The 14487-nt window shown below is 64.8% G+C and carries 11 protein-coding genes; 9 read left to right on the top strand and 2 right to left on the bottom strand.

Annotated elements, in window-relative coordinates; all coding sequences use genetic code 11:
- Window positions 1-277: 277 nt before the first annotated feature.
- The 6 genes from N4261_RS20390 to N4261_RS20365 all read left to right on the top strand — a co-directional run bounded on the left by N4261_RS20390 (window position 278) and on the right by N4261_RS20365 (window position 8151).
- Entirely contained in the window at window positions 278-1108 is an 831-nt protein-coding gene (locus N4261_RS20390; RefSeq protein ID WP_261757090.1) for a TetR/AcrR family transcriptional regulator, read from the top strand.
- 75 nt (window positions 1109-1183) lie between these two features.
- On the top strand, window positions 1184-2974 hold the full coding sequence (locus N4261_RS20385) for an acyl-CoA dehydrogenase C-terminal domain-containing protein (RefSeq protein ID WP_261757089.1): 1791 nt from the start codon (window positions 1184-1186) through the stop codon (window positions 2972-2974).
- A gap of 133 nt (window positions 2975-3107) precedes the next feature.
- Window positions 3108-3560, top strand: a complete 453-nt coding sequence (locus N4261_RS20380; RefSeq protein WP_261757088.1) for a DUF2147 domain-containing protein — start codon at window positions 3108-3110, stop codon at window positions 3558-3560.
- A 43-nt stretch (window positions 3561-3603) separates the two neighbouring features.
- Entirely contained in the window at window positions 3604-6000 is a 2397-nt protein-coding gene (locus tag N4261_RS20375; RefSeq protein ID WP_261757087.1) for a 3-hydroxyacyl-CoA dehydrogenase/enoyl-CoA hydratase family protein, read from the top strand.
- Window positions 6001-6026: 26 nt separating this feature from the next.
- Window positions 6027-7241 carry an acetyl-CoA C-acyltransferase gene (locus N4261_RS20370; protein ID WP_261757086.1) on the top strand — a complete coding sequence of 405 codons (1215 nt, stop codon included), beginning with the start codon at window positions 6027-6029 and terminating at the stop codon, window positions 7239-7241.
- Window positions 7242-7389: 148 nt separating this feature from the next.
- Complete coding sequence (locus N4261_RS20365; RefSeq protein ID WP_261757085.1) at window positions 7390-8151, top strand: enoyl-CoA hydratase; 762 nt, start codon at window positions 7390-7392, stop codon at window positions 8149-8151.
- A gap of 149 nt (window positions 8152-8300) precedes the next feature.
- On the opposite strand, the gene N4261_RS20360 is transcribed toward N4261_RS20365, so the two are convergent.
- On the bottom strand, window positions 8301-9644 hold the full coding sequence (locus N4261_RS20360) for a dicarboxylate/amino acid:cation symporter (RefSeq protein ID WP_261757084.1): 1344 nt from the start codon (window positions 9642-9644) through the stop codon (window positions 8301-8303).
- Between the two features lie 128 nt (window positions 9645-9772).
- Window positions 9773-10129, bottom strand: a complete 357-nt coding sequence (locus tag N4261_RS20355; RefSeq protein WP_261760787.1) for an acyl-CoA thioesterase — start codon at window positions 10127-10129, stop codon at window positions 9773-9775.
- Between the two features lie 145 nt (window positions 10130-10274).
- On the opposite strand from N4261_RS20355, the gene N4261_RS20350 reads away from it, so the two are divergent.
- The 3 genes from N4261_RS20350 to N4261_RS20340 all read left to right on the top strand — a co-directional run bounded on the left by N4261_RS20350 (window position 10275) and on the right by N4261_RS20340 (window position 14466).
- Window positions 10275-12140 carry an ABCB family ABC transporter ATP-binding protein/permease gene (locus N4261_RS20350; protein ID WP_261757083.1) on the top strand — a complete coding sequence of 622 codons (1866 nt, stop codon included), beginning with the start codon at window positions 10275-10277 and terminating at the stop codon, window positions 12138-12140.
- 381 nt (window positions 12141-12521) lie between these two features.
- Window positions 12522-13451, top strand: coding sequence for a LysR substrate-binding domain-containing protein (locus tag N4261_RS20345; RefSeq protein WP_261757082.1), 930 nt, complete (start codon window positions 12522-12524; stop codon window positions 13449-13451).
- Window positions 13452-13572: 121 nt separating this feature from the next.
- Entirely contained in the window at window positions 13573-14466 is an 894-nt protein-coding gene (locus N4261_RS20340) for a transporter substrate-binding domain-containing protein (RefSeq protein ID WP_261757081.1), read from the top strand.
- Window positions 14467-14487: the final 21 nt, after the last annotated feature.

Genomic DNA, 14487 nt, shown 5'->3' with positions numbered 1-14487 from the left:
TGGTCCGGCACGCCTTGCCATGCTGGCGCGTGCCTCAGCCCAACAGAACTTGCCGAATCGCCATTCGCTGGCTTGTGCATGCTTCCGGCTCCCTATTTACCCTGAGTCTATGTCAGCGGCCCGGCCACCGGGATGGGGGAAAGTGACGCCCATGGGCTGGACTTTTTAGGTCATCACCACTAAAAAACTCGGTGCAAGGATTGCGCAGGTGGCCCGGAAGTCTGCAAAATAGAACGATCGTTCGTTTTATTATCCGGGCACCTTGTCCTCACCCTCCTTGACCTCCAAGCCTGCCGCAGGCGTTGTTGCGCCGCGTCGCAACACCCGTTCCCTGCAAAAGGGCCAGCAGACCCGCGCCACCATCCTGGACGCGGCGCTGGGCCTGGCTTCGCACATGGGGCTGGAGGGGTTGTCCATCGGCGCGCTCGCCGATGTGACCAAGATGAGCAAGTCCGGCGTGTTCGCCCATTTCGGCTCCCGCGAGGAACTGCAGATCGCGGTGGTGCGCGAGTACCACGCCAAGTTCGAGGAAGAGGTGTTCTTCTCCGCCTTGCGCGAGCCCCGCGGCCTGCCGCGGCTGCGAGCCTTGTTCGAGCGCTGGGTCCAACGCACCTCGGTGGAAGTGGATTCCGGCTGCATCTACATCAGTGGCGCGGTGGAATTTGATGACCGACCCGGCCCGGTGCGCGACGCGCTGGTGGGCATGGTGCGCGACTGGCATGCCGCCATCCGCAAGGCCATCTTGCTGGCCCAGGATTCCGGCCATCTGGTGCCGCAGGCCGACCCCGATCAGATACTTTTCGAGATGCATGGGCTGATCCTGTCCCTGCACCACGATGCGCGCTTCCTGCGCAGCCCCGGCGCGCTGGGGCGCGCCGGCGTCGGGCTGGAACGCATTCTCGACAGCTTCGCCACGCCGGCCGGCCGACAGACCGATGCCGAGCAGCGGCAGCGCCAGACGCCGGCCGGCAACGGTCGGGGCGCATCGGGCAGCAGTGCTGGCAACAGCAGCGGTAGCCGCAGCGGCAGCAGTACCAGTACCAGTACCAGTACCAGTAGCAGCGAGCCCGATCGCAGCCCTGTGGTCCCCAACAGAAAGCGCGGCTGAGCCGCGAGCTTCGTCTTCTTCCCGGTTCACCGGATCGTTTCGTCACCCACACAACCCTTAGATCAGGAGTCCCTCATGCCTCAGTACAACCCGCCCCTGCGCGACATGCAGTTTGTCCTGCACGAGCTGCTGCACGCCGTCGACGAGCTGAAGGTGCTGCCTGCGCATGCCGAGGTGGATGAGGACACGATCAATGCCGTGCTGGAAGAAGGCGGCAAGTTCGCCGCCGAGATCCTGGCGCCGATCAACCTGTCGGGCGATGCCGAAGGTTGCGTGCTGGACAAGACCACCCATGAAGTGAAGGCGCCCAAGGGCTTCAAGGAAGCCTACGCGCAGTATGTGGAAGGCGGATGGCCCGCGCTGTCCTGCGACCCCGAGTACGGCGGTCAGGGCCTGCCGGTGCTGCTCAACCAGTTCCTCTACGAGATGATGAACTCGGCCAACCAGGCCTGGACCATGTATCCCGGCCTGAGCCACGGCGCCTATGAGGCGCTGCATGCGCACGGCACGCCGGAGCAGAAGTCGACCTACCTGCCCAAGCTGACCTCGGGCGTGTGGACCGGCACCATGTGCCTGACCGAACCGCATTGCGGCACCGACCTGGGCCTGCTGCGCTCCAAGGCCGAGCCCCAAGCCGACGGCACCTACAAGATCACCGGCCAGAAGATCTTCATCTCCGCCGGCGAACACGACCTGGCGGAGAACATCATCCATCTGGTGCTGGCCCGACTGCCGGACGCGCCGCAAGGCTCCAAGGGCATCTCGCTGTTCATCGTGCCGAAGTTCAAGGTCAATGCGGACGGCTCGATCGGCGAACGCAACCCGATCTACTGCGGCGGCCTGGAGCACAAGATGGGCATCCACGGCAATGCCACCGCGCAGATGGTGCTGGACGGCGCCGTCGGCACGATGGTGGGCCAGCCGAACAAGGGCCTGCAGGCCATGTTCGTGATGATGAATGCCGCCCGCCTGGGCGTGGGCAACCAGTCGCTCGGCCTGACCGAAGTGGCCTACCAGAATGCGGTGGCCTATGCGAAGGACCGCATCCAGATGCGCGCCCTGTCCGGCCCGAAGGCGCCGGACAAGCCGGCCGATCCGATCATCGTGCACCCCGATGTGCGCAAGATGCTGCTGACGGCCCGTGCCTATGCCGAAGGCGGCCGCGCGCTGTCGGCCTATGTGGCGCTGCAGCTGGACAAGGCGCTGTCGAGCGATGACGCCGACGAGGCCAAGGCCTGCGAGGAAGAAGTCGCCCTGCTGACCCCGATCATCAAGGCCTTCATCACCGACAACGGCTGGATTGCCACCTCCCACTGCATGCAGGTGTTCGGCGGCCACGGCTACATCCATGAATGGGGCATGGAGCAGTATGTGCGCGACGCCCGCATCAACATGATCTACGAAGGCACGAACACGGTGCAGTCGCTGGACCTGCTGGGCCGCAAGATCCTGGGCAATAACGGCGCGACGCTGAAGAAGTTCGGCAAGAAGATCGCCGAGTTCGTCGAGGAAGAGGGCACCAGCGAAGCGATGCAGGAGTTCATCAACCCGCTGGCCGACATCGGCGACAAGGTCACCAAGCTGACCACCGAGATCGGCATGAAGGCCTTCCAGAATCCGGACGAAGTGGGCGCCGCGGCGGTGGACTACCTGCGTGTGGTCGGCCACCTGACCTTCGCCTACATGTGGGCCCGCATGGCCAAGCTGGCCCTGGACAAGAAGGACAGCGGCGACACGTTCTATACCGCCAAGCTGGCCACGGCGCGTTTCTACTTCGCCAAGCTGCTGCCTGAGACCGCCGGCCTGATCCGCAGCTGCCGCGCCGGCCTGTCGCCGCTGATGGAGATGGACGAAGCACTGTTCTGATCGATGCGCCGCCTCCGGCAGGCACCGCGTGTGCCGCCGGGTGCGGTGGGCTGGACCGCTCGGGTGCCGTCATGCCCAAGCCCCCGATGGCGGGTGGACGGCGCCACACTCACAGAAGATGCAAGGAGACACCATGAAATCGCTGATTGCCACCGCTGCCGCGCTCGGACTGAGCCTCTCTTACGGACTGGCCATGGCCCAGCAGGCCTCCCCCGTGGGCGTCTGGAAGACCATCGACGACGAGACCAAGCAGGAGCGGTCGACCGTTCGCATCAGCGAGAGCAATGGGGTGCTCGCCGGCAAGATCGAGAAGATCGCCGATCCGTCCAAGCAGACGGCCATCTGTGATGAATGCGCCGACGAGCGCAAGAGCCAGCCCATCCTCGGGCTGACCATCATCCGCAACGTCAAGAAGAACCCGGCGGACGCCGACCTGTGGGACGGTGGCGACATCCTCGACCCGGCCAACGGCAAGGTCTACCGGGTGCGCCTGCGTCCGGTGGATGGCGGCAAGAAGCTGGAAGTGCGCGGTTTCATCGGCATGCCATTGTTGGGCCGTACACAGACCTGGATTCGCGTCGAGTAAACACAGAATTTCAACCATCCCCGTGATGTTCATTGGAGAAATCATGAGTCGATTCCAAGTTCGCAAGGTGGCCGTGCTCGGCGCCGGCGTGATGGGCGCGCAGATCGCCGCCCATCTGGTCAACGTCAAGGTGCCGGTCGTGCTGTTCGACCTGCCGGCCAAGGAAGGCCCGAAGAACGGCATCGTGACCAAGGCGGTCGAGGGCCTGAAGAAGCTCAAGCCCGCGCCGCTGGGCGTGCCCGAGAACGCGGCGCTGATCCAGCAGGCCAACTACGAGGAACACCTCGAGCTGCTCAAGGACTGCGACCTGATCATCGAGGCCATCGCCGAGCGGATGGACTGGAAGCTGGACCTCTACACGAAGATCGCGCCGTTCGTGGCGCCGCATGCGATCGTGGCGTCCAACACCTCGGGCCTGTCGATCACCAAGCTGAGCGAGGTCCTGCCGGAATCGATCAAGCCGCGTTTCTGCGGCATCCATTTCTTCAACCCGCCGCGGTACATGTACCTCGTCGAGCTGATCAACACGCCGACCACCCGTCCGGAAGTCATCGACCAGCTCGAGAGCTTCGTGACCTCGGCCGTCGGCAAGGGCGTCGTGCGCGCCAACGACACGCCGAATTTCGTGGCCAACCGCGTTGGCATCGCCGGCATGATGGCCACGATGATCGAAGCCGAGAAGTTCGGTCTGAGTGTGGACGTGGTGGACGACCTGACCGGCAAGAAGCTGGGTCGCGCCTCGTCGGGCACCTTCCGCACTGCGGATGTGGTGGGCCTGGACACGATGGCGCACGTCGTCAAGACGATGCAGGACAACCTGAAGGACGATCCGTTCTACTCGACCTACGCCACGCCCAAGGTGCTGGCGGGCCTGATCGAGAAGGGGGCGCTGGGCCAGAAGGCCGGCGCCGGTTTCTACAAGAAGGTCGGCAAGGACATCCAGCGCCTGGACTTCGCCACCGGCGAGTACGTGGCTGGCGGCAAGAAGGCCGATGAGATCGTCGCGCGCATGCTGAAGAAGCCGGCTGCCGATCGCATCAAGCTGCTGCGCGAATCGACCAATCCGCAGGCGCAGTTCCTGTGGTCCATCCTGCGTGACTCGTTCCAGTATGTCGCCGTGCATCTGGACACCGTGGCCGACACCGCCCGGGAAATCGACTTCGCCATGCGTTGGGGCTTCGGCTCGCAGCAGGGTCCGTTCGAGCTGTGGCAAGCCGCCGGCTGGAAGCAGGTCGCGGAATGGGTGAAGGCCGACATCGACGCGGGCAAGACCCTGTCGAGCGCGCCGCTGCCCGCTTGGGTGTTCGAAGGCCCGGTGGCCGAGAACGGTGGCGTGCACAGCCAGGACGGCTCCTGGAGCGCGTCCGAAGGCAAGTTCAAGCCGCGCGCCAAGCTGCCGGTGTATGAGCGTCAGGCCTTCCCCGAGTCGCTGGTGGGCGAGGGCGCGGTCGAGCCGCTGAAGGCGGGCACCGAGGAGTTCAAGAACGAGGAAGTGCGCGTCTGGTCGCTGGACGGCGAGGTGCTGATCGCCTCGATCAATGCCAAGCTGCACCTGATCAGCCCGACGGTGACCGAGGGCCTGCTCAAGGCGGTCGAGATTGCCGAGTCCAAGTACAAGGGCCTGGTGATCTGGTCGCCGGACGACGTGTTCTCCGCCGGGGCCAACCTCGAAGCGCTGATGCCGGTCTTCATGACGAAGGGTGCCAAGGGCATCGCGCCGGAAGAGAAGAAGCTGCAGGACATGATGCTGCGCATCCGCTATGCCAATGTGCCGGTGGTCGCCGCGATGCGCGGACTGGCGCTGGGTGGCGGCTGCGAGCTGGCGGTGCATTGCGCTCGCCGCGTGGCGCACATGGAGTCGTATGTCGGCCTGGTGGAAGTGGGCGTGGGCCTGATCCCGGGCGGCGGCGGCCTGACCTACATCGCCCGCCGTGCCGCTGAAATGGCCTCGGCCGGCAATGCCAATGCCGACATCTTCGCCTTCCTGAAGGATGGCTTCACCAACGCCGCGATGGCCAAGGTGGCGACCTCCGCGCTGGAAGCGCAGAAGCTGGGCTACCTGTTGGACAGCGATGTGATCGTGCCCAACAAGGACGAGCTGCTGTTCGTGGCCACGGCCCAGGCCAAGGCGATGGCGGACTCCGGCTATCGCGCGCCGCTGAAGGCGAAGTTCCCGGTGGCAGGCCGTTCCGGCATTGCCACGGTGAAGGCGCAACTGGCCAACATGCGCGACGGCGGCTTCATCAGCGCGCATGACTTCCATCTGGCGTCGCTGATTGCCGATGTGGTGTGCGGCGGCGAAGTCGAAGCCGGCGCGCTGGTGACCGAGGAATATCTGATGTCGCTGGAGCGCAAGCACTTCTGCAGCCTGCTCGAGCATCCGAAGACGCAGGAACGCATCATGGGCATGCTCCAAACCGGCAAGCCGGTCCGCAACTAAGCAGCGCAGCCCACAAGGAATCCATCATGAGCAAGCAAGTTCAAGACGCCTACATCTGCGCCGCCACCCGTCTGCCGATCGGCAAGTCGGGCCGGGGCTATTTCAAGAACACTCGCCCGGACGAGATGCTGACCCGCGTCATCCAGGCCGTCATGGCCCAGGTGCCGGGCCTGGATCCGTCGGTGATCGAGGACGCCATCATCGGCTGCTCGTTCCCCGAAGGTGAGCAGGGCATGAACATCGCCCGCGTGGCGGCGGTGCTGTCGGGCCTGCCGAACTCGGTGGGCGGCGTGACGGTGAACCGCTATTGCGCCTCGGGCATCACCGCCCTGGCGATGGCGGCGGACCGCATCCGCATCGGTGAATCGGAAGTCATGATCGCCGGCGGCGTGGAATCGATGTCGATGGTGCCGATGGGGGGCAACAAGCCGTCCTTCCCGCCCGCGATCTTCGAGCGCGACGAGAACATCGGCCTGGCCTACGGCATGGGCCTGACCGCCGAGAAGGTCGCTGAGAAGTGGAAGGTGAGCCGCGAAGCGCAGGACGAATTCGCCCTGGAATCGCATCGTCGCGCCCTGGCGGCCATCGAAGGCGGCTTCTTCAAGGACGAGATCACTCCGTTCGAGATCAAGGACCGTCAGCCCGATCTGAACGGCGATGGCGTGATCGTGAAGAGCCGCACCGTCGACATCGACGAAGGTCCGCGCAAGGACACCTCGATGGAAGGCCTGGCCAAGCTCAAGCCGGTGTTCGCGGCCAAGGGCAGCGTCACCGCCGGCAACAGCTCGCAGACCTCGGACGGCGCGGGTGCGCTGATCGTGGCGTCGGAGGCGGCCGTCAAGCGTTTCGGGCTCAAGCCGCTGGCGCGTTTCGTGTCGTTCGCGGTGCGCGGCGTGCCGCCGGAGATCATGGGCATCGGCCCGATCGAGGCGATTCCCGCGGCCCTGAAGCTGGCCGGCATCAAGGCCGAGGACCTGGGCTGGATCGAGCTGAACGAGGCCTTTGCGGCCCAGTCGCTGGCGGTCCTGAATGACCTGGACAGCAAGGGCATTGTGCTGGACCGCGCCAAGGTGAACCCCAACGGCGGCGCGATCGCCCTGGGTCACCCGCTGGGTGCGACCGGCGCGATCCGTGCGGCCTCGGTCATCCACGGCCTGCGCCGCACCGGCGGCAAGTACGGCATGGTGACGATGTGCGTGGGTGCGGGCCAGGGCGCTGCGGGCATCATCGAGCTGGTGTGATCGAGCACCAGGAGGCGCGGCTTCGGCCGCGCCTTTTTGCGTTCTGGACGTTGCGGCGGCGGGGCCGTCCGGGCGTCTGCCGCAAGTCGGCGCGGGCTGGCATGATCTCGCGCATTCGATTCACAGATTCCACCGAGGAGATTGCTCCATGAGCATCAAGACCGCCATCGTCAACGGCGTGCAGACCATCGAGATCGCACGTCCGGAGAAGAAGAACGCGTTGACCCGCGTCATGTACCAGGAAATGGCCGATGCCCTGGTGGCCGCCAACGGCGACAACACGGTGCGTGCGGTGCTGATCCAGGGCCAGCCCGGCATCTTCACCTCGGGCAACGACATCGAGGACTTCATGAGCAGCCCGCCGCGGGACGAGGAAGCCCCGGTGTTCCAGTTCATGCGGGCGATGATCAGTTGCGAGAAACCGATCATTGCGGCGGTCAACGGCGCGGCGATCGGCATCGGCACCACGCTGCTGCTGCATTGCGATTTCGTCTATGTGGCGGATGACGCTCGCCTGGCCATGCCCTTTGTCAGCCTGGGGCTGGTGCCCGAATTCGGCTCCAGCCTGTTGGTGCCTCGCCTGATGGGGCCGCGCCGTGCGGCGGAGAAGCTGCTGCTGGGCGACCCGTTCACCGGGGAGCAGGCGGTCGAATGCGGCATTGCCAATGCGGTGCTGCCTGCGGGCGAGGTGGTCAACCAGGCGCGCCGCACCGCTGAGCGCTTCGGCAAGCTGGCGCCGAGCGCGGTGCGCGAGAGCAAGAAGCTGATGCGTCGGGCCTCGCAGGACGAACTGCTGGAGGCCATCAAGGTCGAAGCCGAGATCTTCGGCGCCCGGCTGCGCAGCCCCGAGGCGATCGAAGCCTTCCAGGCGTTCTTCCAGAAGCGGCAGCCGGATTTCTCGAAATTCTGACGAGGCGTTCGCAAGCAGGCGCCCCGTTGAGCGGGGCAGTTGCTTTCTGTTGAGCATGTCGCGCCGCTGTGGTGCGAGCCAAAAAAAAGGCGGGCCCCAATCGGGGCCCGCTTTTTCATGTCGCCGCCGCTCGGCGGCGGCTGGGAGGATCAGGCGTTCTCTGCCGGTCCCGCTGCACGGATGGGCAGATCGTCCGGATCGACGGAGGTGCCGCTCAGCGCGCGGTCCAACGCACCCTGGTCCAGGGCGTTCTCCCATTTCGACACCACGATGGTCGCCACCGCATTGCCGATGAAGTTGGTCAGCGAGCGACATTCGGACATGAACCGGTCCACGCCCAGGATCAGCGCCATGCCGGCCACCGGCACTTCCGGCACCACCGACAGCGTGGCCGCCAGGGTGATGAAGCCCGCACCGGTCACACCGGCCGCGCCCTTGGAGCTCAGCATCGCCACCAGCAGCAGCGTGATCTGATGACCCAGCGTGAGGTCGGTGTTGGTGGCCTGGGCAATGAACAGCGCGGCCAGCGTCATGTAGATGTTGGTGCCGTCCAGGTTGAAGGAGTAGCCGGTCGGCACGACCAGGCCCACCACCGTCTTCTCGCAACCGGCGTTTTCCATCTTCTCCATCAGCGACGGCAATGCCGACTCCGACGACGAGGTGCCCAGCACCAGCAGCAGTTCTGCTTTCAGGTAGCGGATCAGTTTGATGATCGAGAAGCCGCAGAGCTTGCCCACCACACCCAGGATCACCAGCACGAACAGCAGCGAGGTGACATAGAAGCTGCCCACCAGCCATGCCAGGTTGACCAGCACCGCCAGGCCGTACTTGCCGATGGTGAAGGCCATGGCACCGAATGCACCGATCGGCGCGGCCTTCATCAGGATGTGGACCAGCCGGAACACCGGCGCGGTCAGCGACTCCAGCAGTGCCTGCACCGGCTTGCCGCGCTCGCCCACCAACGCCAGCGCGATGCCGAACAGCACCGCGACAAACAGCGTCTGCAGGATGTTGCCGTCCACGAAGGCGCTCAGCAGCGTCTTGGGGATGATGTCCATCAGGAAGCCGGTCAGCGTCAGGTCATGCGTCTTCTGCACATAGCTGTTGACCTCTTTCTGGTCCAGCTCGGCCACATTGACATTCATGCCGGCGCCCGGCTGCACCACATTCGCCACCACCATGCCGACGATCAACGCCAGGGTGGAGAAGAACAGGAAATACGCCATCGCCTTGCCGAACACCCGACCCACCGCCTTGAGGTGCGTCATGCCCGCGATGCCGGTGACGATGGTCAGGAAGATCACCGGAGCGATGATCATCTTCACCAGCTTGATGAAGGCGTCGCCCAGGGGTTTCAGCGTCGTGGCGTAGGACGGCTCGAAATGGCCGAGCAGGATGCCGATGGTGATGGCGACCAGCACCTGGACATACAGCTGCTTGTAGAACGGCGGCTTGACGACCGGCGAGGAAGAGAGGGGAGGCGTGGACAGCATGGGAGGTCGGCTTCAAAGGAAAAGGGCCACGCCAGTCGCTTGTGGCGACCGCGGTGAGCCCGATCAAACCAGTATCCCACCCGTCAAAAAACCCTTCGCTGCGGGATCTACGTAGCCGACCCCTCGATTCAGCTCTGTTGTGCGAATGCGCGAGGTTTACCGTCCCGATCGATGGCGACATAGGTCAAATTGGCCTCGGTGACCTTCACCACGTGGGGATTGGCCGGGTTGCGCTCGGCGAAGACCTCGACATGAACCGTGATCGATGTGCGACCGATGCGCTTGACCTCGGCATAGAAGCTCAGCAGGTCGCCGATCGACACCGGCTGCTTGAAGATGAATTCATTGACCGCGACGGTCGCCACGCGGCCGCGCGAGATGCGAAGCGGCAGCACCGAACCCGCCAGGTCGACCTGCGCCATGATCCAGCCGCCGAAGATGTCGCCGTTGCCGTTGGCATCGGCCGGCATCGGCATCACGCGCATGACGAGTTCACGGGGACCCAACGCTTCGGTCGCCGCCGATGCCAGGCCGGGTGGAGGAGGGGTGTGGGATGCGCTCATGATGGAGGAACGGTGACAATGGTCGACATTGTCGTCCAGCACGCGCCAGAGAACACGACCCCCGACCATGCGTCGTTCCACCCTTGCCGACCCCCCGGCGCCTGTCGCTCACGCGGCCTCGTCCGCGAACCCACCCGTTCCTGCCGCCCCGAGGGGCGATTGGCATACCGTCGCCCGTTTGCTGCCTTACTTCTGGCGGTATCGCTGGCGGGTGGCCTTTGCGCTGGCCTTCATGGTGGGCGCGAAGCTGGCCAATGTCGGCGTGCCGCTGCTGCTGAAGCGATTGGTCGACAGCCTGGACATCACGCCCGGCACGCCGCAAGCCCTGATGGTGGTGCCGATCGGGCTGCTGGTGGCTTACGGCCTGCTGCGCTTGTGCACCTCGCTGTTCACCGAGGCGCGGGAGCTGATCTTCTCCAAGGCCACCGAGGGCGCCTCACGCAGCATCTCGCTGCAGGTCTTCCGCCATCTGCATGACCTGAGCCTGCGCTTCCACCTGGAGCGCCAGACCGGCGGCATGACCCGCGACATCGAGCGCGGCACCCGGGCGGTGAATTCGTTGATCTCCTATTCGCTCTACAGCATCTTTCCCACGCTCATCGAAGTGGTGCTGGTGCTGGGCTTGCTGTCGGTGAAGTTCGATGCGCTGTTTGCGGTGATCACCGGCGCGGCGCTGACCTTCTACATCGGCTTCACCATCTGGGTCACCGAGTGGCGGACCCAGTTCCGGCGCAAGCTCAACGAGCTGGACTCGGTGGCCCACTCGAAGGCGATCGACTCCCTGCTGAACTATGAGACGGTGAAGTACTTCAACAATGAAGACTTCGAGGCCGCGCGTTACGACCAGAGCCTGGAACAGTTGCGCCGGGTGCAGCTCAAGTCGCAGAAGACCTTGGCGCTGCTCAACAGCGGGCAGCAACTGATCATCGCGATTGCGCTGGTGGCGATGCTGTGGCGGGCCACCGAAGGCGTGGTGGCCGGCCGCATGAGCCTGGGCGATCTGGTGATGATCAACGCCTTCATGATCCAGCTCTACATCCCGCTCAACTTCCTGGGCGTGATCTACCGGGAGATCAAGCAGAGCCTGACGGATCTGGACAAGATGTTCGGCCTCTTGTCCCGCGAACGTGAGGTGGCCGACACACCGGACGCCCAACCGCTGGTGGTCCGCGGCGCGGCGGTGCGCTACGAGGAGGTTCACTTTGCCTATGAGCCGCAGCGCCCCATCCTCAAGGGCGTGAGCCTGGAGATTCCGGCCGGCAAGAAGGTGGCGGTGGTGGGGCCGAGCGGCTCGGGCAAGAGCACGCTGGCGCGGCTGCTGTACCGGTTCTATGACGTGGGGGACGGGCGCATCACCATCGATGGCCAGGCCCTCACGGAGGTCACCCAGCAGAGCCTGCGTCGGTCGATCGGCATCGTGCCGCAGGACACGGTGCTGTTCAACGACACGATTGCCTACAACATCGCCTACGGCCGGCCCGAGGCGTCGATGGCCGAGATCGAGGCTGCAGCGCGGTCGGCGCATGTGCATGAGTTCATCCAGAGCCTGCCGCAGGGCTACCAGACGATGGTGGGCGAGCGCGGCCTGAAGCTCTCCGGCGGGGAAAAGCAGCGGGTGGCGATTGCACGCACGCTGTTGAAGAACCCGCCGATCCTGATCTTCGATGAGGCCACCTCGGCGCTGGACTCCCGCAATGAGCGGGCCATCCAGGCTGAGCTGGAAGCGGCCGCGCAGAACAAGACCGTGCTGGTGATTGCCCACCGGCTGTCCACCATCGTGGATGCGCACGAGATCCTGGTGATGGAGCAGGGCCGCATCATCGAGCGAGGGCGTCACGCCGACCTGCTCGCATTGCGCGGACGGTATGCGCAGATGTGGTCGCTGCAGCAGGACGGCGGTCGAACGGAATCCACGGACGCTGAGCCGCGCTGAGCGGAATGGCGCGGGCCCGAATGCGGACCGGGCCGGCATCGCCATTCATGACTGCGCACGGGGCGCGCTCGCAAATGCGGGGTCCGTTGGCATGGCGCGAGGTCACGAATGCTGGCTTTTGATTTGACGAAGTTTGCGTGCTGGCGACGTGGCGCCCTCGAAATCCCGCTGCCAGCACCTGCCGCGGACCTCCGGAGATACCCTGATCGTCGGACGGCCTGCTCTCTGAAGAATTTCGACTTGCTCACCCGGGCAACGTCGATGCCAAGCCGGCGCGCCCGTCAGTGCGATGCGATCTCGTCTCACCCGGCTCGGGGATCTCGTTCTGCGGGGCGCGGCGCGAGCAGGCGGCGAGGGCAGGTGCGCGGCTAAACTCCCGCCGTGGAAACCAAATGGCTTGAAGACTTTGTCAGTCTGGCGGAGACGCGCAGCTTCTCCCGCTCGGCGCAACTCCGGCATGTGACGCAACCAGCGTTCTCGCGCCGCATCCAGGCGCTTGAGGCCTGGGCCGGGGTCGACCTGGTCGATCGCTCGTCCTATCCCACGCGGCTGACCGCTGCGGGCGAGACGCTGCTGGGCCAGGCCGTCGACCTGCTCGGCAATCTGCAGGCGACGCGCAACATGCTGCGCAGCCACCAGTCGGCCGGTCAGGACATGATCGAATTCGCTGTCCCGCACTCGCTGTCGTTCAGCTTCTTCCCTCATTGGCTGATGGAGCTGCGCCAGCGCTTCGGCGAGGTCAAGTGCCGGCTGAATGCCCTCAATGTCCATGATGCGACGCTTCAGCTCAGCGAAGGCAACTGCGACCTGCTGGTGGTCTATCACCATCCCAGCCAGCCGCTGCAACTGGACCCGGAGCGCTATGAATCCGTGTCCCTGGGACACGAAACGCTGTCCGCCTATGCGAAGGCCGACGCCAACGGCGCGCCGATGTTCCGCATTGCAGGCCATCCGGGCCATAAGATCCCGTTCCTCAGCTATGCCTCCGGCGCCTACCTCGGCCGGCTGGTGGAGCTCATCGTGAAGGACTCGGCCCAACCGCTGAACCTGGAATCGGTGTTCGAGACCGACATGGCCGAAAGCCTCAAGGCCATGGCACTCGAGGGCCATGGCCTGGCCTTTCTGCCGGCCAGCTCGGTCAAGAAGGAGGTCAAGGCGCGCCGCCTGGTGCGGGCGGCGGAGCCGGGCCGGTATGAACTCGACATGGAGCTGCGGATGTACCGCGAGCGCCAGGGCACCGCCCGGCGCGTCAAGCCGGTGGCCCAGTCCCTATGGAATTTCCTGACCCAGGCGAACGGGTTGGCGGCATGAAACATGCATGCCGCGTCGCCGCATTTGTTGCAGATGCGTAATACTCCCTACCCGGTGAACTGGCAACCCATGGTCTGCTTCGCCGTTGAAAGAAATTGATTCCGAACTTGCAGGAGCACTTATGAAAAAGGCATTGCTGGTCGTGGCCCTTGGCGCGGCTATGGTCGGTGTGGCGCAAGCCGACACGCTGAAGAAGATCAAGGACACAAGCAGCGTCACCATGGGCGTGCGCGAGTCTTCGGGCGCGCTGTCCTATACCTTGGGCGACGGCAAATACGTCGGCTATCACGTCGAGATCTGCCAGCGCGTGCTGGCCGACGTCCAGAAGCAGCTCGGCCTGGCCAAGCTGGACATCAAGTACCAACCGGTCACTTCGCAGAACCGCGTGCCCCTGGTGCAGAACGGCACCGTGGACATCGAGTGCGGCTCCACCACCAACAATCTGACCCGTCAGAAGGACGTGGCCTTTGCGGTCACGACCTATGTCGAGGAAGTGCGGATCGCCGTCAAGGGCGCGTCGGGCATCACCTCGATCAGCCAGCTGAACGGCAAGACGGTGGCCACCACCACCGGCACCACCTCGGTCCAACTGCTGCGCAAGCATGAGCGCGCCAACGGCGTCGACTTCAAGGAAGTGCTGGGCAAGGACCACGCCGACAGCTTCCTGCTGCTGGAATCCGGCCGTGCTGATGCCTTCGTGATGGACGGCCAGATCCTGGCCGGCAACATCGCCAAGTCGCGCACGCCGGCGGACTACAAGATCGTCGGTGAGACCCTGTCGGTCGAGCCGATCGCCATCATGATCCGCAAGGACGACCCGGCTTTCAAGAAGGCGGTGGACGACAGCATCAAGGGCATGATGAAGTCCGGCGACATCGCCAAGCTGTACGACAAGTGGTTCATGCAGCCGATCCCGCCGACCAACACCAAGGTCAACCTGCCGCTGTCGGACGCGACCAAGGCCGCCTGGGCCACGCCGAACGACAAGCCGGTCGAGGAATACGCCAAGAAGTAAGGGCGTCGGCGAGTTGATTCA

Origin of the sequence: Roseateles amylovorans, from assembly GCF_025398155.2 — a bacterium.
GTDB lineage: Bacteria > Pseudomonadota > Gammaproteobacteria > Burkholderiales > Burkholderiaceae_C > Roseateles > Roseateles amylovorans.
Note: the sequence above shows the minus strand (reverse complement) of the source record. Positions and strands in the feature narration are given on the sequence as shown.